Below are 24,716 nucleotides of genomic sequence, written 5' to 3' on the forward strand. Positions count from 1 at the left end.
ATGATTACTTATATTATTGAACTATTAATTCTCCCAAAGCTTCTTTGCTGAAACCTATGAGTTCTGATGTCCTGTTGTTTTTGATTTTTAACGGCCAGTTCGGATCGGCTAAAATTGGGCGACCAACTGCAACCAAATCGAAATCGCCGCGATCTAATCTTCTGTTCAATTCATCGAGCGAACTTGGCTGGGAACTTTCACCTGCAAAAGCCGCCATAAATTCTCCGGTAAGTCCGACTGAACCAACGGTAATTGTTGCGCTTCCTGTAATTTTTTTCGCCCAGCCGGCAAAATTCAAATCGGAACCTTCAAATTCCGGTTCCCAGAAACGGCGTTGCGAACAATGCAATACATCTGCGCCAGCATCAACAAGAGGCTGCAGCCAGGCTTCCATTTCTTTAACATTATTAGCCAGTTTGTAATCGTAATTTGATGGTTTGAATTGGGATAATCTGATGATAATTGCAAAATCTTCCCCAACTTGCCTGCGGACTTCTTTAATCACATCGGTTGCGAAACGTGTACGCTCCGCCAGGGTTTTTCCGCCATATTCATCGGTGCGTAAATTGGTTTCTTCCCAGAAAAACTGGTCAATTAAATAACCGTGGGCACCATGGATTTCTACAGTATCAAATCCGGCATTTTTCGCATCAAGCGCGGCTTGTCCGAAAGCATAGATCGTATCTTGAATGTCTTTGATTGACATCGTGTTTCCATTGCTAAATCCCGGGCGGTTTAATCCTGACGGACCTTCAAACGGAACTGGCGGCAACCAGCCCGAATGGTGGTTGTCCATAACGCCCATGTGCCAGATTTGCGGGCCCATTTTTCCACCGGCAGCGTGTACGCCATCGACGACACGTTTCCATCCGGCAAGTGAATCTGCACCATAAAAATGCGGGATGTTGGCATCATTCGAAGAAGACGGACGGTTGATCACCGTTCCTTCAGATAAAATCAATCCGGCTTCGCCTTTGGCACGTGCCTTATAATAATCGGCGACAGCGGGTGTTGGAATTCCGTTTGGTGAAAAAGAACGCGTCATTGGCGCCATGACAATACGGTTTTTGAGGTCAAGCGTTTTGAGCTTAAAAGGCGTAAATAAATTATTGGTATTCATTTGTAAAGTATTTAATTAAAGAGAATCAGTGATCAATTGGCTTAAAATCCGGAACGTTTCTTCGTTGCGTTTATAATAGGTCCATTGCCCGACACGTGTCGATTCAACAAAACCGGCGCGTTGCAAAACGGAAAGATATTCTGAAATCGTAGATTGCGTCAGTCCGGCTTTAACTTGCAATTGTCCAACGCAAACGCCATGCGCGTACCCGTATTCTTTTTGCTCGGGAAAATTAGCTTCGGGATCTTTGAGCCATTCCAGCAATTGCAGGCGTGTTTTGTTTGACAGTGCTTTGAAGATTTCAACTTGTTCCATGGCGCAAATTTATATCGGTTTTTCCCGATATGCCGAAATATTATGAATTGTTGTGAAAAAATTATGATCGTTAAGAATAGGAGAGACCAGTTAAGCAAATTTTTATTGATTAAAAATCATATATTTACGGAATAATTGTCGGATTTTTATGTCAAATTATATTACTTATATTTATAAGAAATCCGAATACAAATAAATATTGAACGCGCGAACATGAAAGAATCCCTAGAAATTTCACGTACCGATCTGCAGAAAGTAGCCGATTTCCTTCCGTATCCGTTTATCATTGCAGAAATTATCGGAGGCATCCATCTCAATACCCATTTAAACGAAAAGTTTATCGAGGAAATCAGCTATACGCTTGATGAAATCCCAACAATTGAAGCCTGGTATGAACATGCCTATCCAAATGCCGAATACCGGCAACAGGTCATCAACAACTGGAACATCGAACAAAGAGAAGCGCTGCATGCAGGGAAAGTTTCACTCAAGAAAAAATCCCAGGTCACCCGGAAAGATGGCAGCAAACGCTGGTATGAAATTAAAGCGACCGTGATCGGAAAAGTGCATGTCGTCGCATTTGTAGACCTGAACAATGAAATTACATTGCAGGAAACACTTAAAAACGCAAACGACAATAACGACAGGATGCTGTCTATTTTAGGGCATGATCTTCGCGGCCCGGTGGCCAATTTAATGGGGATTTCCTCAATGGCTGTCAATGCTGACATTACCGATGGTGAATTTACAGAAGTCATACGGCTGATTAATGCACAATCTTCACATGTACTGGAATTGCTGGACAATACGATGCAATGGGCCAAATTAAACTTTAATAGTATCACTATCAATCAATCTGAAATTGCCCTTTATCCTTTAATCGAGTCGGTTATTGCAACGCATCAATCGGCTATTGAAAACAAAAATCTGACAATTACTACAGACACTTCAAAGATGCCTTTGATTGAATCTGATGTGGAAATCCTTACGATTATCATCCGAAACCTAATTTCAAACGCCATTAAATTCACCCCTGAAAATGGCAGTATTTCCATTACAGCTTCTGGAAACCAGATCATAGTCAGCGATACGGGCATCGGAATGTCAGAAAGTAAAATCCAAATGCTACTCAGCCAGCAATATGCTTCGACAAAAGGAACAAATAATGAACCCGGCACAGGCCTCGGATTGCAACTGGTCATTAATCTTGTTGAAAAAATAGGAGGAAAGTTCCTTATCGAAAGTAACGCCTCAGGAAGTAAAATGAAATTGCAATTCTGAAAAACGGCAAATAATTTTACAGACCGCTATATCGATTTCTTCAAATTTTGCGGTTTTAAAGGCCAATTGAGGTTTTTTATACATCACATAATTATTCCGGTAAGCATTTGCGTATATCCGAACATATTCACGCTTTTTGCAAGATATTAATACTTTTTGTTTTGTACATTTGAGTTGCTGACAACTGGACAAACATAAATACCACTCCATTGAAAACTAGAATTCTTTGCTATATTTTAATTTTGGCTGCGCTTTTTTCGTGCCGTCAGAAGAAAGCTGATGCAACGTCGCCAGCAGTTGTAGATGCAAGTCATTTAAGTGAAGTGCAAAATTCAAAAGCAGTTAAAAATGCGCCGGATTTAAAATATTCGATGGAGCAGCTTGACAACACCAAAGGATTGTCGAACAGTTCCGTGAATTGCATTTTCCAGGATTCACAAAACCTGCTCTGGATTGGCACCTGGGACGGCCTCAACCGCTACGACGGCAATAATTTTAAAATTTTCAGGCCCGAGCCTGATCGGCAAAATTCACTAAGCAACCAGGTCATTCTTAAAGTTGGCGAAGACCACAGCGGGCACATCTGGATATTGACTATGCACGGCATTAACCGCTACGATAAAGAATCTGATGCATTCACGAATTATTATTTTTCGAGGGAAAACAAGCCGCCACTGTCTGAATCTGAATTCAATATGACGCTCGATGCATCAAAACAGGTATATTGCGCGGTGAAAGATTGGGGAATCGGATACTTTGACGGAAATACATTCAAATCGATCCCAGGCAAAAATTTCATTAAAAATACGGTGATTAAAATGGAGTTCTCCGAAACCGGGAAACTGCTGCTGCTGTTTGACAATAATGAATTGTATGCCATGACGCTGCAAACATCGAATGGAGAAAAAAGCATCGCCAGATCGGTTTTGGTTTCCGGTCATATCAAGACATTTAATGCGCTTGGAAAAAACATCTGCACGGTATCGACTTCCGGCGAAGCAGCGTTGCATTCGCTTGACGAAAAAAAAGAAGCTGTTTTAATTCAGGAAAATATTGAGAATATTGTAGGGCTGGTTCCTGAAGGGCTTGTATTGTCTGGTAAATCCGGATATTTAACGATTGATCCCGATGGAAAAACCGTTTCTGCACCCTGGTCAAAATACATCAAAAACCAAAAGATCACCGCCTTATTAAAAGGCAACGAAAATATCATTTGGACGGGAACGGATGGCGACGGCATGTTTAAGATGTTCCCGATCAAAAACCCATTCAACCTCATTTCGAAAACACAATTACCGGAACTTGATGGCGGCATTGTACGCACATTTCTCGAAACGGATCATGCTTTTTGGCTCGGGACTAAAGGAAAAGGCCTTTTCAGGCTTCCTGCAGATTTTTATTCTGATCCTGAAAAGTCTTTGGCTTATACCAATTTTAACGAAGGAAATAGTGCGATCAACAATGCCGTATTTGCATTGTGCAAAGGAAAAGACGACCTCATTTTCATTGGTACCGACGGCGCCGGAATTGCAATTTACGACAAACTAAAATCTAAAGTTGTCTCTTGGCGCGAAATCCAGGGCAGTGAAAGTTGTGATTTTTTTAAATCGGTTTATGCGATCTATCAGGATGATGACGGATTGATCTGGCTCGGAACAAACGGTTACGGAATGATTCGCTGTAAAATTTCCAGATTGGCAAATGGATTAAAAATCACCGATATTAGAAGATATAAAGCAGACAGCGCGGCACGCGGCACGCTGAGCAGCAATATCGTATTTTCGATCGTTCCGCGAAATCATAACGAGCTCTGGATTGGAACGCGGCTTGGTGGATTAAACCTTTTCAATAAAAAATCGGGGCAATTTCAAACCTATAAAAATGCGGCAAATAATCCTGAAAGTTTGTCCAATAATGACATTTTGTGCCTGGTTACCGATGCAGACAAGAGGCTTTGGATTGGTACCAGTTTTGGGTTAAATGTGCTCGAATCGATGACGAAAGACGGAAAAGCAACTTTCAAAAGTTATACGGTAAAAGACGGGCTTCCAAACAATACCATCCACGGAATTGTAGCTGATAAAAAATCAAACCTTTGGATCAGCACCAATTTCGGATTGTCCAATTTTGTGGTCAGTCCGGCGAAATTCACTAATTATTCTAGAAATGAAGGGTTGCAGAACAACGAATTCGCAGACGGCGCCTTCTACAATGACACCAAATCGGGCTACGTTTTCATGGGCGGAATTAAAGGATTCAATTATTTTCTTCCGCAAAAAATCAAGGAATCGGCAGTGGTTCCTGATTTGCTGATCGATAAAATCAGCGGCCAAAACCAAGCCGTTCCATACCATCAGGGTTTGGTGATTTCGCCTGATTCCCAAACATTTCCATCGATTGTATTAAAGTACAACCAGAACTTCTTTGACATTCAATTGGCGGCAATTACATACATCAACAGTGAAAAATGCCATTATGCCTATCAGCTTAAAGGGTTTGATAAAAACTGGAACGATATTGACAACCGCAAGATGATCTCTTTTACAAATGTTCCAAGAGGAAATTACTCGCTTTGGCTCAAATGGTCGAATGCAGATGGCGTTTGGAGCAAGCCTGTGCATGCGATCGACATCCGGATCAAACCGGTATTCTGGCAGTCTAATGTGGCGATAATTGTTTACATGATTTTGTTGGCTTTCTTCGGGTTGTTCGTCAGAAGCTATTACCTGAAACGCCAATCCTTGCAGCAAAACATTCTGTTCCGGAAAAATGAAGAAGAACTGCATGAGAACAGGCTGACCTTTTTTACCAACATTGCCCACGAATTCTTAACGCCGCTGACGCTGATTGTCGGACCGGTGCAAAAATTATCTGAAGCGACGAATCTCGGTGAGAAAAACCAGAAATTCATCCACATGATCCACAGGAATTCCTCAAGATTGTTGTTCTTAACGCAGCAGTTGCTTGAATTCAGGAAAGCCGAATACGATTATCTCGAAATCACTGTGAAACAGTTTGATCTGGTAAACCTTGTGGAGCAAATCGCCGAGCTTTTCGATGATTGGGCACTGGATAAAAACATTAGTTATCATGTCGATTTGCCATCTGAATTGCCAGGTTGGTTTGATAAGGACAAATTGGAGAAAATTATCTTCAACCTGATGTCGAATGCGTTTAAATATACGCCGACAGATGGAAAAATCGACCTCATATTCAAAATTGAAAAAGATTCAAAAAGGCTGAACATCACCGTTACAAATACCGGAAAAGGAATTCCGAAACAAAAACTAGACTCGCTGTTTGACCGTTTTTTCCTTTCGGATACAAACCAACCCACAGATACAGAAATGTTCCGGACCGGAATTGGCCTTGCCTACATCAAAAAGCTCGTGACGGTTTTGAGAGGTGAAATTGTCGTGTCGAGCATCCCAAATCAGGAAACGACTTTTACCATACTGATTCCGTGTGACAAAGCCGCATTTGTCGAAAAAGAAATCGACCGGGAAACGTCGCCTATTTTGATTTCGCGGCATCTTAAAAACATCCTTGAAGAAATTGCAGAGAAACCCGATGAAGTCCCGGATAAAATTTCAGCATTGGATCTCGTCGAAAACAACCTCAAAAAGATCCTGATCGTTGAAGATGAAAAAGAAATCCATTTGTTTCTGAATGATCTGCTTGCCAATAAATACAAGATCATGACCGCATACAATGGCGTAGAAGCATTGGGACTGATCGAAAGCGAACTGCCTGACCTGATCATCAGTGACGTCATGATGCCGTTAATGGATGGCGTCGAGCTGTGCAGGAAAATCAAGACTGACATTCGAACCTGCCACATTCCGCTGATCATGCTTACGGCAAAAGATTCGGTGCTGCATCGGATTGAAGGACTTGAAAGCGGTGCCAATTCGTATATCCCGAAACCGTTTTATCCCGATCATTTGCTGGTTCGGATTCAAAAACTCCTCGAAGAAAAAGAACTGATCCTGCAGCATTTTACCCAAGATGCAGTTGTGGGCAATTTATCTGAATTCCCGATCAATAATGAGCAGAAGGATTTTATCAAACTGGTTATTGAACTGATCCGGAAAAATATCGACAATGAAAACCTTCAAAGTGCATTCATTGAAAAAACACTGGGAATCAGCAACTCGCAATTGTATCGCAAAACCAAAGAGATTTTTGGGCTTTCACCAGGTGATCTAATTCGTACGATCCGATTGAAACATGCGGCAGAATTGCTTCGAAAAAACGTTTTGACGGTTTCTGAAGTCTGCTATGAGTCGGGATTTAACAACCGGTCTTACTTCTACAGGGAATTTAAAAAGATGTACAACACCACGCCGAAGAACTACCAACTCCAATACAAGTCGAAACACTTGTCTTTTTCAAATAACTGAAAATCAACTATATCGTTTTAGTGTACACTTTTGAAGAAATAGTGTACACGTTTTTTTACGCGCTGAGATTACATTTATATCCTGATTATTCAGGCAAAAAAATCATTCTCACAATTATTCAAACTAATTTTTAAACAAGATGAAAAAAAAAGTACTCATTATTAACAAAAAAGCATTATTGGTATGAAAAGTAAAATTATTTACAGTCTTGTCCTAATATGGACAATATTATCAGGAAGTGCTTTGAGCGCACAAACATTTAAAGGAAATGTTGCCGATGCAAATGGGCCGCTACCGGGAGTAAATGTTATTGTAAAAGGAACTTCGGTCAATACGACTACCGATTTTGACGGGAATTTTACGATTTCCAGCATGAGCCCAAATGCTACTTTGGTATTTAGTTACATTGGATACATTACAAAAGAAGCGTTAGCAACGTCAAATATGGCTGTCGTATTGGTTGCCGATTCTCAGAAACTGGACGAGGTAATTGTTACTGGTTATGTAGGACAAAAAAGAAATTCAATTTCCGGAGCTGTCAGCCAGGTTAATATGGAAGATTTATCCAAAACCAAAGTTCCCGATGTTACGCAAGCCTTGCAAGGACAAGTTGCCGGTGTTTTTGTAGCAGCCAGTACTGGTGCACCGGGAGATGGCATCCAGCTTCGGATTCGTGGCCAGGGTACCATTGGAAACAATGATGCATTATATGTTGTGGATGGAATTCCAACACGCGACATTTCTTTTCTAAACAGTTCAGATGTTAAAAACATTACGGTATTAAAAGATGCGGCGTCTGCATCGATTTATGGTTCACGCGCAGCAGGTGGAGTGGTCGTAATTACAACAAAACGCGGATCTATCGGTAAATCTTCTATTGATGTAGATGCTTTTACAGGAATTCATTTTGCATTGAACCTTCCAAAAATGCTTAATACCGATCAATATCTTAATGTAAAAGATCAGGCATGGCACAATAGTGCTGGAAATGCTGCAAATGCCGAAAGTCCATACGCATTTGATCGCAGAACAAGTACAGATTTGGCCGATACCGATTGGCAAAAAGAATTATTTACGACAGGCTTATCAAATAACATCCAATTGTCAACTAGCGGCGGTAATGATAAGATGCAGTACTTAGTATCTGGAGGATATTATGGCATTGACGGGATTGTAACCGAAAATAATGACCGTTATAAGCGTGTCAATTTCAGAACAAACCTAAATGCGAATGTAACCGACCGTTTTACAGTAGGAAGCAATGTGCAGCTTAGTTATGTAAAACAGGACAGATTATCTTCAAGCGGAGATGCTCCTGGTGTAATCCGTCACGCATTAATTCGCCCTCCTGTGATTGGTGTTTATAAAGATCCATCGGATCCTACTTATTCTGCAAACGATCCTTACACCGATTTGCCTTTTTACACAGGTCCGGATCAAAATGCAGGTGGATACAGCAGGAATTATGAGTATAGTTCAAATCCGTTAGCAATCGTGCACTTTACAGATGATACAAGAAGTACTTTCCAACTATTTGGAAATGTATTTGCTGAATATGCATTTTTGAAAGACAACAGCCTGAAATTTAAGACCAATCTTGGAGCTGATGTGAAGTATTTACATAATAAAACGTTTGCAGAAAATTATGGTGACGCCAATATTATTAACCCTAGCGACCAATATTATGGTATGGGAAGGAACAACAGGCCAAATAGCTTGAATGAAAACAGGGGCGAAGCGACCACATTTACATGGTCGAACACCTTAAATTATGTAAAAACATTTGGTGATCATAGTGTAAATGCGCTTTTGGGTTCAGAGCTTATCAAAAGTAAATCTTCGGCAATAGGCGGTGCTAGATCAAATTTTGACAATACTTCAGAACCATACCGATTTTTGGACTTTGGTGGCGTAGGTAGCTCAACAACTCCATATCCTTACAGCTCAGGGAGTTTGTCAAGATATAGCCTTTTATCGTTTTTTGCTTCTGGAACATATGGTTACAAAAACAGATATTTTGTTACAGGTACCATTCGTGCTGATGGTTCATCAAGGTTTAGTCCTCTAGAAAAATGGGGATATTTTCCATCTGCATCGGCAAACTGGATCGTTACAAATGAAAACTTTATGTCAAACGTAAGCTGGTTGTCAAATCTTAAATTACGTGCGAGTTGGGGTATAAACGGAAATCAGGAAGTACCTGATGATGCGTTTGAAACTTTTGTAACTACTAATGAATTTGGTACAGAAATCATCCGTTATGCGGGCCCTAAGTTTCAATGGGAAAGTACGAAACAAACCAATTTTGGTATCGATTTAGGCTTGATCAAAAATAAATTATCTTTCTCTGTAGATTACTTTAAAAAGGAAACAACTGATATGCTATTGCAGGTAAAATTACCGGCGGTTTCTGTTGGGCAAATCCAGCCAAGTTATGTCAATACTGGTGAAGTACAAAATGATGGATTTGAGTATTCACTAAATTTCCAAAACAATGATCATGCATTTAAATATGGTGTAACAGCAAATCTGGCCACTTTAAATAATGAAGTGACCAAACTTTATAACAGGGTGAAAAACATTGACAACACCAGTGCCAATACAAGAACAACTGTCGGTCAGCCGATAGATGCTTATTACGGGTATCAATTCATTGGAATTTACCAAAACCAGGCTGAAATTGATTCGTATCTGTATAATGGTGCCAATGGAAGACTACCTGGAGACATGAAATTTAAAGATGTTAATGGTGATGGTCAGATTGATGCGAACGATAAAACATTTATTGGCAACCCGATTCCTAAAATGACTTACGGATTGGCATTTAATGCATCGTATAAAAACTTCGACCTGTCATTTTTGTTTCAAGGAGTAGAAGATGTTGATCGTTATAATGACTTAAAGCAAATCCTGGATTATGATACACGACCTTTCAATTCCACAACAGGTGTTTTAGACAGCTGGCATGGTGAAGGCACAAGTAATACTAGGCCGAGGCTTACATTCAACTCAAACGGAGGACAGGAAATATCAAGTGCTTTTGTTGAAGATGCTTCCTATTTGCGACTTAAAAATATAGAAATCGGATATACCTTTGGGAAATCTTTAGTTGGAATCGCCAACTTGCGTATCTATCTTTCTGGGCAGAATTTAGTAACATGGACTGACTACTCAGGATTAGATCCAGAATCGACTAATCTTAAAGATCAAGGAACCTATCCACAGGCAGCAGCAGTAATATTTGGTGCAAGAATAAAAATTTAAAAAAAAAAATCATGAAAAAGTATTATAAATTAATATTGCTGGCGGGAATTATTTCTGTCGCTGGCTGTGAAAAAGACTTAGACTTAGATCCTGTTGGAGCAGTCACGCTTGAGCAAGCAGGCAATACGCCTACTACTGCTATCATGGAAAACCTCACCAGGGCTTCCTATGATTTGTTGTCGAATAGGTTAAACATTCTAGGAAATTGGGATTGGGGAGGCGGACTTGTATTTCAGCCAGACTACATCATGCAGGATATTGCCTCTGACGATATGGAAAGAAAATGGAACCCTGATGGCGACCAACTTTGGATAGACGAAATTAACAACTTCACTTTTACTTCTTCCAATGGTGGGCCAAATGGATTGTGGCGATATGATTATCAGGCGATTAAAAGGCTTAACACTGCCATTGAGCACTTGCAGAATCCAGATATTGAATCCATCACTGGAATCACAACTACCGGTAAAAACCAATTGATGGGAGAATGTTACTTTTTGAGATCTTATTACTATTTCTCTTTGGTTACAAACTTTGGTGATGTGCCATTAATTGTTCGTCCTGTCAAAAGCTTTGATGAAGCGTTTGAGGTTGCGGTTCGCGCAGATAAATCATTGGTTTGGGCCCAGATAAAAAACGACCTGGTTTTATCCCGCGATTTACTGCCAAATTCTAAATATTCTTCAGACACTGAAAAATGGCGTGCTTCAAGAGGTGCTGCAATCGCTTTGTTGGCAAAATCAGAATTGTATACCCAAAACTGGGCAGCTGTTCCTGCATTAGTAGACCAGTTATCGGCTTTGGGATTCAGTCTGGATGCCAATTATTTTGACAATTTCAGTACAGAATTTACCGACAATGAAGTCATTTTTGCATTTGATCATCAAACCAATGCCACACCAAGAAGAGGAAATGGAATTTGTGCGCCGCTTGGATGGGGATTTTTTGCTCCAAGTACTGATTTCTTAAACGCTTTTGAACCAAATGATCCAAGAAAATCACTGACTGTAAACGTTGCCGACCAAAACGTAAATAAAATGCTAGGCAGCCTCAACGGAGCAAACAAAGGCAATGACGATGCACCAAACAACAAAATCTACATCCGTTATGCCGATGCCTTGCTTTGGAAAGCTGAAGCTTTAAATGAAACTGGTGACTATGCAGGTGCTGTTGCCATCATCAATCAAATCAGAAAAAGAGCAAGAACCTCGCCTGCTGCAGACGGTGTTTTGCCTCCAGCTGGAACATTGCCAGACAGGCCCGCATCTTCTGATAAAGCCATTATTAAAGGCTGGCTTATTTCGGAAAGAAGGGTCGAACTTGGATTTGAAAATCAAAGAATGCTTGATCTAAAAAGATGGGGAATTGCCAAACAGGTCATGAATGCTGCAGGAAAAAATTTCCAGGACAAACACATGTTATATCCTATTCCACAAACTGAAATCGAAACTTCTGCAGGAACACTTACCCAAAATCCAGGGTATTAAAATAAGTTTAAGTTAGTTAAAAAAGGTCGGCTCAGTTTTATTTGAATTAGTTCTGAGTTGGCCTTTTTTTAAATTCTCACACCAGATCGATTATGAAAGACATCGCACAACGCTTTGTAGAAAACCCATTGCTATCTCCCAAAGATATCCCGGCAAGTACCGAAGGCCTGGAAATTACCTGCTTGCTTAATCCCGGCGTATTTCAGTTCAAGGGAAAAACCTGGCTGATTGTACGCGTTGCCGAAAGGCCAAGCCAAAAAGACGACACCATTTCGTTTCCGATCCTTACCGAAACCGGAAGCATCACCATAATTGAAATCCATAAAGACCACGCCGAACTCATCGTTACAGATGCACGCGTGATCAATTACCAAGGCACAGATTACCTCACTACTTTGTCGCATCTGCGTTTGCTTTGCAGCGACGATGGAATCAAATTTTATGAACCTGAAGATTATCCGGCCTTAGTTGGCGAAGGAATTCTCGAAGCATTCGGCATTGAAGATTGCCGCGTGGCACATATAGACGGAAAATATTATCTGACATTCACATCGGTTTCGGATAACGGCGTTGGCGTAGGCCTTCGTACAACAACCGACTGGAAAAATTTTGAAAAACACGGCATGATTCTGCCAGCCCACAATAAAGATTGCGCCATTTTTGAAGAAAAAATCAATGGCTTGTTTTATGCCTTGCACCGCCCGAGCAGCGTCGATATCGGCGGAAATTACATCTGGATCGCTTCGTCTCCTGACGGCATCCATTGGGGAAACCACCATTGTATCATTCGAACCAGAAAAGGACATTGGGACAGCAAACGCGTAGGTGCAGGGGCAGCCCCAATCAAAACTTCAAAAGGCTGGCTTGAGATTTACCACGGTGCGAATGAAAACCATCAATACTGTTTAGGTGCCTTTTTAATGGATATTGAAGATCCGACAAAAGTTATCGCAAGAACCGAATTGCCGATCATGGTTCCGACAGCCGATTATGAAATTAGTGGTTTCTTCGGAAATGTGGTTTTTACAAACGGACATATCATAGAGCCAGATGGCGACACGGTAACAATCTATTACGGTGCATCCGATGAGTTTGTTTGCGGCGCGAAGTTTTCCATCAACGCCATTATTTCACTTTTAAAATACAACTAATGCTAAAGAAACTGACATCAGAAGTCAATCATTTTAAAAGCCAAAGCCACAATTTTAAAATACTGGTTTTAACCAATGTCGTTTACGCACTCGTGCAACCTGTGATAGACATTTTTGTAGCCGCTTACATCATGCGGAATTCAAATGATACTTCGAAAGTGGTAATTTACCAGCTTGCAATTTACACCGGAATCCCATTGACGTTTTTGCTTAACGGTTTGCTTCTTAAATATTTCAATATCAGGAAATTGTATTCGCTTGGAATGATGCTCAGCGGCGTTTCAATGATCATTATGATGTCGCTTAAAAACCTTGATTTGATCGGAATTGGCGTGGCCGGAATGACCATGGGACTTTCCTTCGGCTTGTATTGGTCAAACCGAGATTACCTTGCATTATCCATTACCGATGATGAAAACCGCAACTATTATTACGGCCTTGAAACGTTCTTTTATACGATCATCGCGATTGTCGTTCCTGCAACAATTGGGTGGTTTATCCAATCAAAAACAGGTGCCGATTCCAAACACGGTGCTTATGTAATCATTACCGGAGTTGTATTTGTCATTACAATGCTGGCGTCAGTTGTTTGTTTCAGAGGCCGGTTCGAAAACCCGATCCAAAAGAAATACATTTTTTTTAAATTTCACCCGCTTTGGAACAAATTGCTTTCATTGGCGATGTTCAAAGGACTTGCACAAGGATTTTTAGTAACCGCGCCTGCCATGCTGATTTTCAAGATATTGGGTGAGGAAGGCGAACTTGGAAAAGCACAATCTATCGGGGCGATTTTAGCTGCCATCATCATTTATTTTATCGGACGCTTTTCAAAACCTTCTGACAGGATCAAAACCTTCTCTGCCGGATTGATCTTATTCGCCATCGGTGCCTGCCTTAATGCAGCCTTATTCAATAAAACCGGCGTTATCATGTTTTTACTGCTGTTGCTGATCGCGAAACCATTAATGGATCTGGCGTATTATCCAATTCAATTGAGAGTCATCGACATTGTTTCAAAAATCGAAAAACGCGGAGAATTTACTTATATCCTAAACCACGAAGCAGGCTTATATCTTGGAAGATTACTTGGAGCAGGAACCTTTTTAGTATTGTATTTTGCCGTTTCCGAAGATGTCGCGCTGCGTTATGCCGTCGGAATTATTGCGTTATTACAGCTTTGTTCTATTTTCATCAGTAAAAACATCATTGCACAGGGAAATAAAATCGCTCCTGAAGAACCTGCCGAAGGTGTCGTTGACGAAAAAGTCCTCGAAGAAACCGCTACAAATCTCGTTTAATATAAAAACTCTTACATGAATATCTCTCTTAAATCTACTGGGATTTGCTTATTGCTTTTAAGCGGTATTGCAAATGCCCAGGTCAAACAACAAGCCATTCCGCGTGTCGATCAAATGGCCGACGTGCCAAAACCTTTCCAGATCATCGATTACAACAAACTCGCACTCGATTTCGATAAAACTGTTTTTGATTTTGATGCCAAAGGCAAATTCTGGCCATTGGTATGGATCGACAAAAGCCAGAAAAATTATCCGCAGGATGTCGTAGGAATGTACACGGCAATTGGCGATGTACGACAGGGCGCTGCACATAATGACGGAATGTTTCATGAGGCATTGGCATCAATGGGAGCAACTTTAGGGGCAACTTTAGTGGGCATCGACAAGACCAATCAGAAAAAACTGAATTATGTAGCCATGCTGAAGAATTATTTCAGTGCAGAATCCGGCTGGAATATCATGATGAACAATACCACGCCAAAAGTTGCATTGTTAGGCGGTGGGTATGGCCGTGACTGGTGGTACGATGTATATCCGAATGTGATGTTCTATGCAATTTACGACAAATATCCAACCGAGCCCGGACTCGAAGAAATGGCCCGCAAAATTGCCGACAAATTTTATGAAGCCGACGTGATCCTGAACGGAAATTACGATTATTCATATTTTGACTACGGCAATATGAAACCGATGAAAAACAACATCTGTGCACAGCCAGATGCAGCTGCAGGACATGCCTGGGTTTTGTACATGGCTTATAAAAAGTTCGGGGATGCAAAATACTTGAAAGGTGCAAAATCGGCACTGGCGGCTTTGCAATCTCAAAAACTGAATCCAACTTATGAATTATTGATGCCTTTCGGCGCGTCGTTGGCAGCGAGGATCAATGCGGAAGAAAACCAGGATTATGACATCAACAAAATGCTGCACTGGACTTTTGACGGAACGCCAATTTGCCGCGAAGGCTGGGGCGTTTTGGTTGGAAACTGGAATGGTATTGATATTTCAGGAATCGTTGGAAGTACGGTAGACCACGGCGGTTACGGATTCTTAATGAATACTTATGATGCGGCCTGGCCGTTGGTTCCAATCGTTCGTTACAACCAGTCTTACGCAAATGCGATCGGAAAATGGATGCTCAATGCCGCGAATGCGTCAAAATTCTTCTATCCGAAATACATGCCCGACGAACACGAAATCATTCCGCAGCTCGCCAGTGCAGGCAAAGATGTCATAGCGTATGAAGGCATTATCAAACAATCCAATTATCCGGAATACCAGGATATTAAAGCGCCTGTTGCACAAGGCGACGGCCCGCTTTGGATGCCCGGACAAAATCCGCCTGAATCGCAATTAAGCGTTTATGGAAGCGGGCATGTTGGGATTTTTGGAAGCATTATCAAACCAACAACTGCCGATGGTATTTTACAACTCGATTTATTGGCAACCGATTTTTTCCACGACAAAGCCTATCCTTCGTATTTGTATTACAATCCGTTTACGGAAAACAAAACCATAACCGTTTCAGTTGCAAAAGGCAAAAAAGTCGATTTGTATGATACGGTTTCGGGCGCTTTTGTCGCTAAGAACGTTAGCAATTCGGCTAAAATAACACTGACTTCAAAAAATTCAGCAGTATTGGTTATGATTCCGGCTAAAGGAAAAATTACCTATTCAGGAACCAAAATGCTTGTTAATAATGTCGTTGTGGATTATCAATACCAAATCAAAAAATAATGCACTAGCGGTAACTTTTAGCTAAATCAATTTTTAATCATTAAGGCATTAAGAAACATGAAGCACTAAAACTTAATGGCTCTTAATGCCTTAATCGTTAAATTTCTATAACATATTTGCAAAAGCACAATCATTTAAACTATTCAGCCATCAAATCAAAAACTGCAATCTTATTTCTTTGCTTTTTTGCTTCACATCTGATGAAAGCACAACTTCCTGACGCTTCAAAAAAATGGTGGAAAGAAACTGTTTTTTACCAGATTTACATGCCGAGCTATGCCGACAGCAATGGCGATGGTTATGGTGATTTTGCCGGGATGACATTGAAACTGGATTACTTAAAAACACTGGGCATCAAAGGCATCTGGCTCACACCGTTCCTTAAATCACCGAAAGTCGACAACGGTTACGACATTGCCGATTACTATGCCATTGATCCGACTTACGGAACCAAGGCCGACTTCGATAATTTCCTTGCAGCAGCGCACAAACGCGGAATCAAAGTCATTATGGACATGGTTTTAAACCATACCTCAACCGACTGCAAATGGTTTCAGGAATCCAAAAAATCAAAAGACAATCCGTATCGCGATTATTACATCTGGAAAGACGAACCCAACAATTGGGAATCGTTCTTTGGTGGGAAAGCATGGGCAAAAGACACTGCGACGAATCAGTATTATTACCACAAATTTGATGTCAGGATGGCCGATTTAAATTGGGCCAACCCAAAAGTCGTTTCAGAAGTCCTGAATATTTTAAGATTCTGGCTTGATGCAGGAGTCGACGGATTTCGACTGGATGTCATCAATTTTTTAAATACCGACGGAATCACGAAAGACAATCCGATGAAAGACGGTAAGCAGGAACATCTGTACGACATCGATCAATCGGGTGTGAAAAATGCGATGCGAACGATAAAATCGGCGGTAAGCGCATACAAAGACCGCTTTATTGTTGGAGAAATCGGAAGCGATAAAATCGAAGTCCTGAAACAATACCAATCGGAAGATTTGCTCGATGTCGTATTTAATTTTAACTTCGGAAGCATCGCTCAATTTTCTGCAAAAAGGATTTTTGACGAATTGAAAAGCATGGAAAAGAATATGAGCAATTATCCAACCTTATTCTTCGGAAGCCACGACATGCCCAGGATGATCGACCGTTTATGTGATGGAAATCCAGAAAGGGCAGAAGCGTTAGCCGCATTAATGCTCACTGCCAAAGGTGTTCCTTTTATTTATTATGGTGAAGAAATAGGGATGCACAATGTTACCGCAAAGTCATTTGATGAAATCGCCGACATTCAGGGAAAAACACATTATAATCTTGCAATCTCAAAAGGGAAAACTCCCGAAGAAGCGCTTGTTGAAGGGAATGCAAACAACCGAGACAAATCGCGCAGCCCGATGCAATGGAATGCTGGAGAATTTGCCGGGTTTTCGACAGCCAAACCGTGGATTAAAATTGGGGATTATTCACAAAACAATGTTTACTCCCAGGAAAACCATGAAAGTTCGATATGGAGCGTTTATAAAAAACTTATCAGTTTAAGAAATTGCGAACCTGTTTTGCAATATGGCAGGTACAGCAAGCTTGAATTGTCAGGAGACTGCATTTCATTTATCAGGAATTACAATGGCGAAAGCATTACTGTAGTTGCTAACTTTGGAAAATCCACTACAATAAAACTTCCGTCAGCTGCAAAAATCCTGCTTGGGAACACTTCCTTGCCTACAGATCATTTTTTAATTTATCGTATTGTCCTGAAATAGAGCAGATTTTTTTTACCAAGCCGCACGGATTGTAAATCCGCGCCATCAGAAAACCCATACCATCGATATTTCAAAATAAAGTAACAAAATGGCAGTTTCCGCTGAAAAAAAAGCGTCAATCGTATAATTAGACAACGTTTTCTGCAAACTGCATAAAATTTCTGAACGTGTTTCCTATAATTTTATAACTATACAACAATCAAAAAGTTACATCATGGAAAATACAAGCAACAGGAATACAGTTTCAAATTCAGATTCTGAAAACCATTGGCAACAAGCCGAAAACGAAGAAAATAAAACACAGGAGCCAAATGACCAAAAGCTGGATCTGCGCAGTGCCGAAGCCAACGGTTTTGGTACAGGCGAAGACCTGGAAGAGCATTCCATTTACGCCAGCAGTTATGACGATCCTGAAGAAGGAGACGATGAGGATGAAGAAGACGATGATGAAGAAGACAGCACCGATCGCGATTGGGGAACCGTAGATCCGCAGGAACATCCGGGAATACCTTCCGATATGGATCCCAGCGGTCCGGGAAGCGCCGTATAAATTGATCCTTAAACGAAAAGCCTCAGCAATTGAGGCTTTTTTTATTTTTCAGAATTGTAAAATTCACCAAAATGCCATAGCACGCCCGACGGATCATGTAGGAAACATTCCTTTCCCCAATGTTCTTCACGAATGGCAACAAGTTTTACATTTTCATATTTGTCTGAAAGGTTTAAACGCTGCAGATCATTATAGCATTGCAACACATCATCTACTTCCATAAAGACCATCGTATTGTCGATCCAGTCTTTTACATAAGCATCCTGGAGGTAAAATCCAAATCCGTTAATATGAAAATAAGACATGTTTGGTCCCAACTCATTTTCCTGGAAACCCAGATCACGGTAAAAATTGCGCGATATTTCAAAATTTTTTGCGCCTACAAAAGCACGGATGGATTTGACTTTCATATAATTTCTATTTCATCAATTATGCTGCAATATAAAAATTTGCTTTTAAGATTTTTCAATAATAAATGTATAACAGTATATTTTTATCCGAATGGTCGAGCGTTTTTTCAATCCGCTTGTAAAAAGCATTGCCTGATCTTAATCAAAAATCTTAACAAATATCTAATTCTTTAAGATTTCATATTCAAACTTTCAAGAATTTTCAACGCGCCTTGCCGTAACCGTCGATCCTGCCGATGCCACAATTACAAAAACAACAGCAAGGGTTTCATTAAAGCTTAAATATTCATGCAAAAAAAGCAATCCGCATAAAGAAGCTGCCGCCGGTTCCAGGCTCATTAAAATACTAAAGGTACGCGCCGGAAGCTGCCCAAGCGCTTTCATTTCCAGGGTAAACGGAATCGCGCTCGACAATAACGCCAGCGCAAACCCCAGGCCTAAATGTCCCGGATTAATGGTAGTCAATTTCCCGTTGAATATTGCAAACGGCAGGATCAGCAGCGAAGCAAACAGCATTCCGGTCGCCACGGCGCTTCCGCTGTCCATGACTTTAGAAACGCGTCCGCCTAAAACAATATAACCGGCCCATAGCAATCCTGCCAAAACCGCCAGGCCGGCTCCGAGTAAATCGACATTGCTGTTTGTCCATGGTGCGATCAGCAAAATGCCCGCAGCAGCAAACGTCACCCAGATAAAATCAACCGCACGGCGCGAACCCAATATCGCAACCATCAACGGCCCGATGAATTCAAGCGTCACGGCAAGCCCGATCGGGATTCTTTCAATCGCAAGATAGAAGATCAGGTTCATGGCGCCAAGCGACAATCCATACGGAACAACCAGTTTCCATTGATTACTGCTCAATTGGCTTAATTTCGGGCGATATACCGCTAGAAGTATAATTGCTGAAATTCCAATCCGCAACGACGCCGTAGCAATAGCGCCAATTTCTGGAAACAGGGTTTTAGCAATTGCAGCGCCGCATTGCACGCTAATGATCGCTAAAAGCACGGCTGGCAAGGGCGGAAGGGCAAATGTTTTTATTTTCATAGCTTGTAGATGCAGGAACCAAAGCTACGATTAATCGCTATTTATTCTGATCGTAACTTTTGCAAAAATCGGATGTGCCGATAATTCAAATATTATTTTAACTTTACCCCATGAAATGGATTGCAATTTTATTGTCGCTGTATATTTCCCTGTTGGCCTGCAAGCCTTGCGCCGACGGAGAAACCATTTCCGGCAATAGCCAATCAATAGCTTTAAAAAAAGCAACCCATTCCCATGAAAACCAGGAAGATTCGTGTTCGCCTTTTTGCATCTGCAGTTGTTGCGGCGTGCAGATTTTTCACTTTGCACAGCCGGTAGTGTATCATTTCGCTACAGTTTTACCGGTGATTAAAACGCAAATTCCTTTCTATAAAACTTCTTTTATTTCCGGATATTTCGGGTCTGTCTGGCAACCGCCGCAAATCGCATAATGTAGCCCGGGTCATTCCGGGTTGAAAACGCATGTACTTATACATCTGAAGGCAAATTCCTGTCTTTGGTTTTCATTCATTCATACGATTCAAATGTTAGAAAAAATCATACATTTCAGCATCGGTAATAAATTTATTATCGGGCTGTTTACCTTAGTTTTAGTGGCTTTGGGAAGCTATTCGCTTTATACTTTGCCCATAGATGCCTTGCCGGATATCACGAACAACCAGGTTCAGATCATCACGACTTCACCAAAATTAGCCACTCAGGAAGTCGAGCAATTCATCACCTATCCGATCGAGCAATCAGTAAAATCAATTCCCGGGGTTATCGAGTTGCGTTCGATCAGCCGTTTCGGACTTAGCGTAGTAACTGTTGTCTTTGAAGAAAGTACCGACATTTACTGGGCGCGGGCCCAAATCGGCGAAAGTATCAAAGAAGCCGAAGAATCGATTCCTGCAAATGCCGGAAGGCCAGAGCTTGCTCCTGTAAGCACCGGATTGGGCGAAATTTACCAATATGTGGTCTTTCCGAAAAAAGGCTTTGAAAGCCAATTCAACGCAACGGATCTTCGGACGATTCAAGACTGGATCATCAAGCCGCAACTCATGGGAACGAAAGGCGTTGCAGAAGTCAACACCCTCGGCGGTTACCTCAAACAATACGAAATCGCTGTGCAGCCCGACAAGCTCAAAAGCATGAATACGACGATTACAGAGATTTTTGATGCGCTCGAAAACAACAACGAAAATACCGGTGGCGCCTATATCGACAAAAAGCCTTACGCTTATTTCATCCGTGGCATCGGAATGGTAAATGGCATCGACGACATTAAAAAGATTGTGGTCAAAAACCAGAACGGCATTCCGATTTTGATTCGCGATGTGGCCGACGTGCGTATTGGAAGCAGTATCCGCTACGGCGCAGTCACTAAAGACGGAAAAGGCGAAGAAGTCACCGGAATGGTCATGATGCTCAAAGGCCAAAACAGTGGGGAAGTCGTTGCATTGGTCAAGAAAAAAATGGAGCAGATTAAGAAATCATTGCCAAATGGCGTTTCGATCGAACCTTTTATGGATCGGACGAAATTGGTCGACAGGGCAATTAGCACCGTCGAGCGAAACCTGATCGAAGGTGCGCTGATCGTGATTTTCGTACTCGTGTTGCTGCTCGGAAACTGGCGCGCCGGACTGGTCGTCGCATCGGTCATTCCGTTGGCGTTGTTATTCGCGATTTCAATGATGAAGCTCTTTGGCGTCAGCGGAAATTTAATGAGTTTGGGCGCGATTGATTTCGGATTGATTGTCGATGGCGCGGTAATTATTGTCGAAGCGACTTTATTCGGACTTGAACACATCGCTTCCAAAAAACGGTTGACACAAACTGAAATGGATGAAGAAGTGGCTAAAAGCACAGGCAAAATGATGAAAAGCGCCGCATTCGGGCAAATCATCATCCTGATCGTTTACCTACCGATCCTTTCGTTAACCGGAATCGAAGGCAAAATGTTCGGCCCGATGGCACAAACGGTTTCTTTTGCAATCATCGGTGCGTTTTTGCTGTCGCTGACTTATGTCCCGATGGTTTCGTCGTTAGTACTCGATAAACAAACCGGGCATAAACACAACATTAGCGACAAAATCATTAATACGCTTTACAAATGGTATGCACCGATTCTAAACAAAGCATTAAAAATGAAAAACGCCGTAATTGCTATTGCGGTTGTTTTATTCGCATTGGCTTTGATTGTTTTCAATAATCTGGGCGGCGAATTCATCCCAACATTAGACGAAGGCGATATTGCGACACATTTGATCATCGCCTCGGGAAGTTCACTTTCACAGGAAATCGAAGCAACGACAAAAGCAGAGAAAATCCTAAAAGCCAAATTCCCCGAAATCAAAATGATCGTTACCAAGATCGGTTCAGCAGAAATCCCAACCGATCCGATGCCAGTCGAAGCAGGCGATATGATCATTTTACTCAAAGACAGAAGCGAATGGACATCTGCCGAAACCAAAGAAGAACTGATGGAAAAAATGGAAGCCGCACTTGCCGACATTCCAGGTGCATCAACCGAGTTTTCCCAACCCATACAAATGCGTTTCAACGAACTCATGACCGGCGTACGCAGTGATGTGGCCGTTAAGATTTTCGGCGATGATATCGATTTGCTCGTCAGCAAAGGTGACGAAGCCCTAAAAATAATCAACGGCGTTGAAGGCGTTTCTGATGCAAAAGCCGAGCGTGTTGCAGGTTTGCCACAAATCACGATCAGATACAACAAAGACAAATTGGCACTTTACGGATTGAAGATTGGCGATTTGAACAAAGTCATCAGCATGGGTTTTGCCGGAGAAGTTGCAGGCGTAGTTTATGAAGGCGAAAAGCGTTTTGATCTGGTCGTAAGACTCGACGAAAGCAGCCGTGGCGACATTTCAAACATCAAATCGCTGTTTGTGACTTTGCCATCTGGAAACCAGATTCCGCTCGAGCAAATTGCCGATGTCGCTTATGAAGACGGCCCGATGCAAATTTCCCGTGAAGACGGAAAACGCCGCATTGTCGTTGGCTTTAACGTTCGCGGCCGTGACATTTCATCGGTAGTAGCCGAAATCGGCAAACTGCTCGATGCGCGTTTAAAAATGCCAGAAGGGTATTACATTACATATGGCGGCCAGTTTGAAAATCTCGTCGATGCGAATAAAAGACTGGCGATTGCCTTGCCTGTGGCGTTGGGATTGATCCTGGTCTTGTTGTATTTTACATTCCGTTCGCTGAAGCAATCGCTGCTGATTTTTACAGCGATTCCACTGTCAGCGATTGGCGGCGTCTTTGCGTTATGGCTTCGGGACATGCCGTTCAGCATCTCGGCAGGTGTAGGGTTTATCGCCTTATTTGGTGTGGCCGTGCTCAACGGAATCGTACTCATCGGATATTTCAACCAATTAAAATCAGAAGGAATGGAAAATTTAGAACAACGAATCAAAGAAGGAACAAAAGTCAGGCTGCGGCCTGTCATGATGACTGCGGCCGTGGCTTCGCTGGGATTTCTTCCGATGGCGATCAGTACGAGCGCTGGTGCGGAAGTCCAGAAACCATTGGCAACTGTCGTCATCGGCGGATTGATCACAGCGACTTTGTTAACCTTGATCGTACTTCCGGTGTTGTATTATTTCTTTGAAAAAGGATTTAAGGCTCAAGCCAATGTGACTGCGATCGGGTTGATTTTCATCGGATGTTTTATTTGTGAAAATGCTTCGGCCCAGCAAACACCGATGACACTCGAACAGGCGGAAAGCATCGGGATCAAAAACAACCGATCGATCCATGTTTCCGAGCTTGATTTGAAAATGAATACGCAGCTCATCCGTACTGCATTTGATATTCCAAAAACAGAACTTACCGGAACATTCGGACAAATCAGTTCAAATGCCCAGGATAAAAATATCGGCATTTCGCAAAGCATCAATCCGTTTAAAATTGGTGCAACCCGAAAGCTTTTACAGGAAAACAGCAATGCAAGTGCGTTGCAACTTGAAGCCACGAAACAGGAAATCCTTTTTGAAATCCGAAATGCCTGGAACAACATTTTATTTTACCAGCACCAGATTTTAACGTTGGGCGAACATGGAAAAGTCATGGACAAATTCGTGAAATCGGCGGAGCTAAAATTCCGCGTAGGCGAAACCAATTCCCTTGAAAAAAACATTGCAGGCGCCAAGCAGCAAGAATTTAGACAGCGTGTGAAACAAAATGAAGCGCTGCTGCGGATTGAAAAATCGAAGTTGAAAATGCTATTGAACGCTACTCAAGATTTTATCCTTTTAGATTCTGAATTTGTTCCATTGGTTTTTAACCTGAAAGGCGACAGCACATTGATCGGGCAGAGCACTGCGGCAAAATTGGCTGAAAAGCAAATCCAGATTGCCGAAGCAAATACCAAAGCCGAGCGCGCCAATTTATATCCGGATATTTCCGCTGGCTATTTCATTCAGTCGATTGCCGGAAGCCAGGAAGTAAATGGAACGCCGGTTAATTATGACAATGCGCTGCGGTTTCAGGGATTTACGGTCGGGCTTTCCCTGCCAGTTTTTAGCGGAAGCATTTCGGCAAAAGCCAAAGCTGCAAAAATCGGCATCGAACGCGAAAAGGAAAATACCGCTTATGTCAAGGCGCAGCTCGGCATCAGGCTTTCAGAAGAAATGGAGCAGTTTCAAACGGCACAATCTGAAATTGAATATTTCAAAACATCAGGCGCGCCAAATGCTGAAAAAATCCTTGGCAATGCTACAAAATCTTACCAAAACGGCGATATTTCTTATGTAGAATATACACAAAATATTGAAACTGCTACCGCCATTTTACTGCGGTACAGTGAAGCCATTTATAAGTACAACCAAACGGTGATTAACATTCGTTACCTTATCAACCAATAAATTA

General features: G+C 41.7%; 15 protein-coding genes. 11 read left to right on the forward strand and 4 right to left on the reverse strand.

What is annotated here, in order from left to right; all coding sequences use genetic code 11:
- Positions 1–13 precede the first annotated feature (13 nt).
- Both BLS32_RS12735 and BLS32_RS12740 read right to left on the reverse strand, forming a co-directional pair.
- Complete coding sequence (locus tag BLS32_RS12735; RefSeq protein WP_091396470.1) at positions 14–1,120, reverse strand: NADH:flavin oxidoreductase; 1,107 nt, start codon at positions 1,118–1,120, stop codon at positions 14–16.
- A 15-nt stretch (positions 1,121–1,135) separates the two neighbouring features.
- Positions 1,136–1,435, reverse strand: a complete 300-nt coding sequence (locus tag BLS32_RS12740) for an ArsR/SmtB family transcription factor (RefSeq protein WP_091396473.1) — start codon at positions 1,433–1,435, stop codon at positions 1,136–1,138.
- 213 nt (positions 1,436–1,648) lie between these two features.
- Here BLS32_RS12740 and BLS32_RS12745 point away from each other — a divergent pair, with 213 nt between their 5' ends.
- From BLS32_RS12745 to BLS32_RS12785, 9 genes are all read left to right on the forward strand, one after another.
- Positions 1,649–2,716, forward strand: a complete 1,068-nt coding sequence (locus tag BLS32_RS12745; RefSeq protein ID WP_091396476.1) for a sensor histidine kinase — start codon at positions 1,649–1,651, stop codon at positions 2,714–2,716.
- Positions 2,717–2,925: 209 nt separating this feature from the next.
- A complete protein-coding gene (locus BLS32_RS12750; protein ID WP_245699446.1) occupies positions 2,926–7,119 on the forward strand; it encodes a hybrid sensor histidine kinase/response regulator transcription factor in 4,194 nt (1,397 codons plus the stop codon).
- 183 nt (positions 7,120–7,302) lie between these two features.
- Positions 7,303–10,383, forward strand: a complete 3,081-nt coding sequence (locus BLS32_RS12755; protein ID WP_091396478.1) for a SusC/RagA family TonB-linked outer membrane protein — start codon at positions 7,303–7,305, stop codon at positions 10,381–10,383.
- Positions 10,384–10,394: 11 nt separating this feature from the next.
- Positions 10,395–11,870, forward strand: a complete 1,476-nt coding sequence (locus BLS32_RS12760; protein ID WP_091396480.1) for a RagB/SusD family nutrient uptake outer membrane protein — start codon at positions 10,395–10,397, stop codon at positions 11,868–11,870.
- A gap of 92 nt (positions 11,871–11,962) precedes the next feature.
- Positions 11,963–13,021 carry a glycoside hydrolase family 130 protein gene (locus tag BLS32_RS12765; protein WP_091396481.1) on the forward strand — a complete coding sequence of 353 codons (1,059 nt, stop codon included), beginning with the start codon at positions 11,963–11,965 and terminating at the stop codon, positions 13,019–13,021.
- A complete protein-coding gene (locus tag BLS32_RS12770; RefSeq protein WP_091396483.1) occupies positions 13,021–14,319 on the forward strand; it encodes an MFS transporter in 1,299 nt (432 codons plus the stop codon). Before BLS32_RS12765 ends, BLS32_RS12770 begins: the two co-directional genes overlap by 1 nt.
- A 15-nt stretch (positions 14,320–14,334) precedes the next feature.
- Positions 14,335–16,056: a glycoside hydrolase family protein gene (locus BLS32_RS12775; protein WP_091396484.1), complete on the forward strand. Its 1,722-nt coding sequence runs from the start codon at positions 14,335–14,337 to the stop codon at positions 16,054–16,056.
- 200 nt (positions 16,057–16,256) lie between these two features.
- Positions 16,257–17,831, forward strand: coding sequence for an alpha-glucosidase (locus tag BLS32_RS12780; RefSeq protein WP_091396486.1), 1,575 nt, complete (start codon positions 16,257–16,259; stop codon positions 17,829–17,831).
- A gap of 214 nt (positions 17,832–18,045) precedes the next feature.
- Positions 18,046–18,381 (forward strand): hypothetical protein, encoded by a 336-nt coding sequence (locus BLS32_RS12785; protein WP_091396488.1) that lies wholly within the window; start codon positions 18,046–18,048, stop codon positions 18,379–18,381.
- Positions 18,382–18,422: 41 nt separating this feature from the next.
- Here BLS32_RS12785 and BLS32_RS12790 read toward each other — a convergent pair whose 3' ends face one another.
- Positions 18,423–18,791: a VOC family protein gene (locus BLS32_RS12790; protein ID WP_091396490.1), complete on the reverse strand. Its 369-nt coding sequence runs from the start codon at positions 18,789–18,791 to the stop codon at positions 18,423–18,425.
- A gap of 192 nt (positions 18,792–18,983) precedes the next feature.
- The gene (locus BLS32_RS12795) at positions 18,984–19,841 is read right to left on the reverse strand and encodes an EamA family transporter (RefSeq protein WP_091396491.1); all 858 of its coding nucleotides are present in this window, start codon (positions 19,839–19,841) and stop codon (positions 18,984–18,986) included.
- A gap of 110 nt (positions 19,842–19,951) precedes the next feature.
- Here BLS32_RS12795 and BLS32_RS12800 point away from each other — a divergent pair, with 110 nt between their 5' ends.
- The gene (locus BLS32_RS12800) at positions 19,952–20,272 is read left to right on the forward strand and encodes a DUF6660 family protein (RefSeq protein ID WP_091396493.1); all 321 of its coding nucleotides are present in this window, start codon (positions 19,952–19,954) and stop codon (positions 20,270–20,272) included.
- Between the two features lie 93 nt (positions 20,273–20,365).
- Positions 20,366–24,712 (forward strand): CusA/CzcA family heavy metal efflux RND transporter, encoded by a 4,347-nt coding sequence (locus BLS32_RS12805; protein ID WP_091396495.1) that lies wholly within the window; start codon positions 20,366–20,368, stop codon positions 24,710–24,712.
- Positions 24,713–24,716: the final 4 nt, after the last annotated feature.

The organism is Flavobacterium noncentrifugens, from assembly GCF_900100375.1.
In the GTDB taxonomy this organism is placed as follows: Bacteria; Bacteroidota; Bacteroidia; order Flavobacteriales; family Flavobacteriaceae; genus Flavobacterium; species Flavobacterium noncentrifugens.

Bases quoted from the DNA above. Each gene is read 5' to 3' on its own strand.
- BLS32_RS12735 (WP_091396470.1), bottom strand. From the start codon at position 1,120: ATGAATACCAATAATTTATTTACGCCTTTTAAGCTCAAAACGCTTGAC.
- BLS32_RS12740 (WP_091396473.1), bottom strand. From the start codon at position 1,435: ATGGAACAAGTTGAAATCTTCAAAGCACTGTCAAACAAAACACGCCTG.
- BLS32_RS12745 (WP_091396476.1), top strand. From the start codon at position 1,649: ATGAAAGAATCCCTAGAAATTTCACGTACCGATCTGCAGAAAGTAGCC.
- BLS32_RS12755 (WP_091396478.1), top strand. From the start codon at position 7,303: ATGAAAAGTAAAATTATTTACAGTCTTGTCCTAATATGGACAATATTA.
- BLS32_RS12760 (WP_091396480.1), top strand. From the start codon at position 10,395: ATGAAAAAGTATTATAAATTAATATTGCTGGCGGGAATTATTTCTGTC.
- BLS32_RS12765 (WP_091396481.1), top strand. From the start codon at position 11,963: ATGAAAGACATCGCACAACGCTTTGTAGAAAACCCATTGCTATCTCCC.
- BLS32_RS12770 (WP_091396483.1), top strand. From the start codon at position 13,021: ATGCTAAAGAAACTGACATCAGAAGTCAATCATTTTAAAAGCCAAAGC.
- BLS32_RS12775 (WP_091396484.1), top strand. From the start codon at position 14,335: ATGAATATCTCTCTTAAATCTACTGGGATTTGCTTATTGCTTTTAAGC.
- BLS32_RS12780 (WP_091396486.1), top strand. From the start codon at position 16,257: ATGAAAGCACAACTTCCTGACGCTTCAAAAAAATGGTGGAAAGAAACT.
- BLS32_RS12785 (WP_091396488.1), top strand. From the start codon at position 18,046: ATGGAAAATACAAGCAACAGGAATACAGTTTCAAATTCAGATTCTGAA.
- BLS32_RS12790 (WP_091396490.1), bottom strand. From the start codon at position 18,791: ATGAAAGTCAAATCCATCCGTGCTTTTGTAGGCGCAAAAAATTTTGAA.
- BLS32_RS12795 (WP_091396491.1), bottom strand. From the start codon at position 19,841: ATGAAAATAAAAACATTTGCCCTTCCGCCCTTGCCAGCCGTGCTTTTA.
- BLS32_RS12800 (WP_091396493.1), top strand. From the start codon at position 19,952: ATGAAATGGATTGCAATTTTATTGTCGCTGTATATTTCCCTGTTGGCC.
- BLS32_RS12805 (WP_091396495.1), top strand. From the start codon at position 20,366: ATGTTAGAAAAAATCATACATTTCAGCATCGGTAATAAATTTATTATC.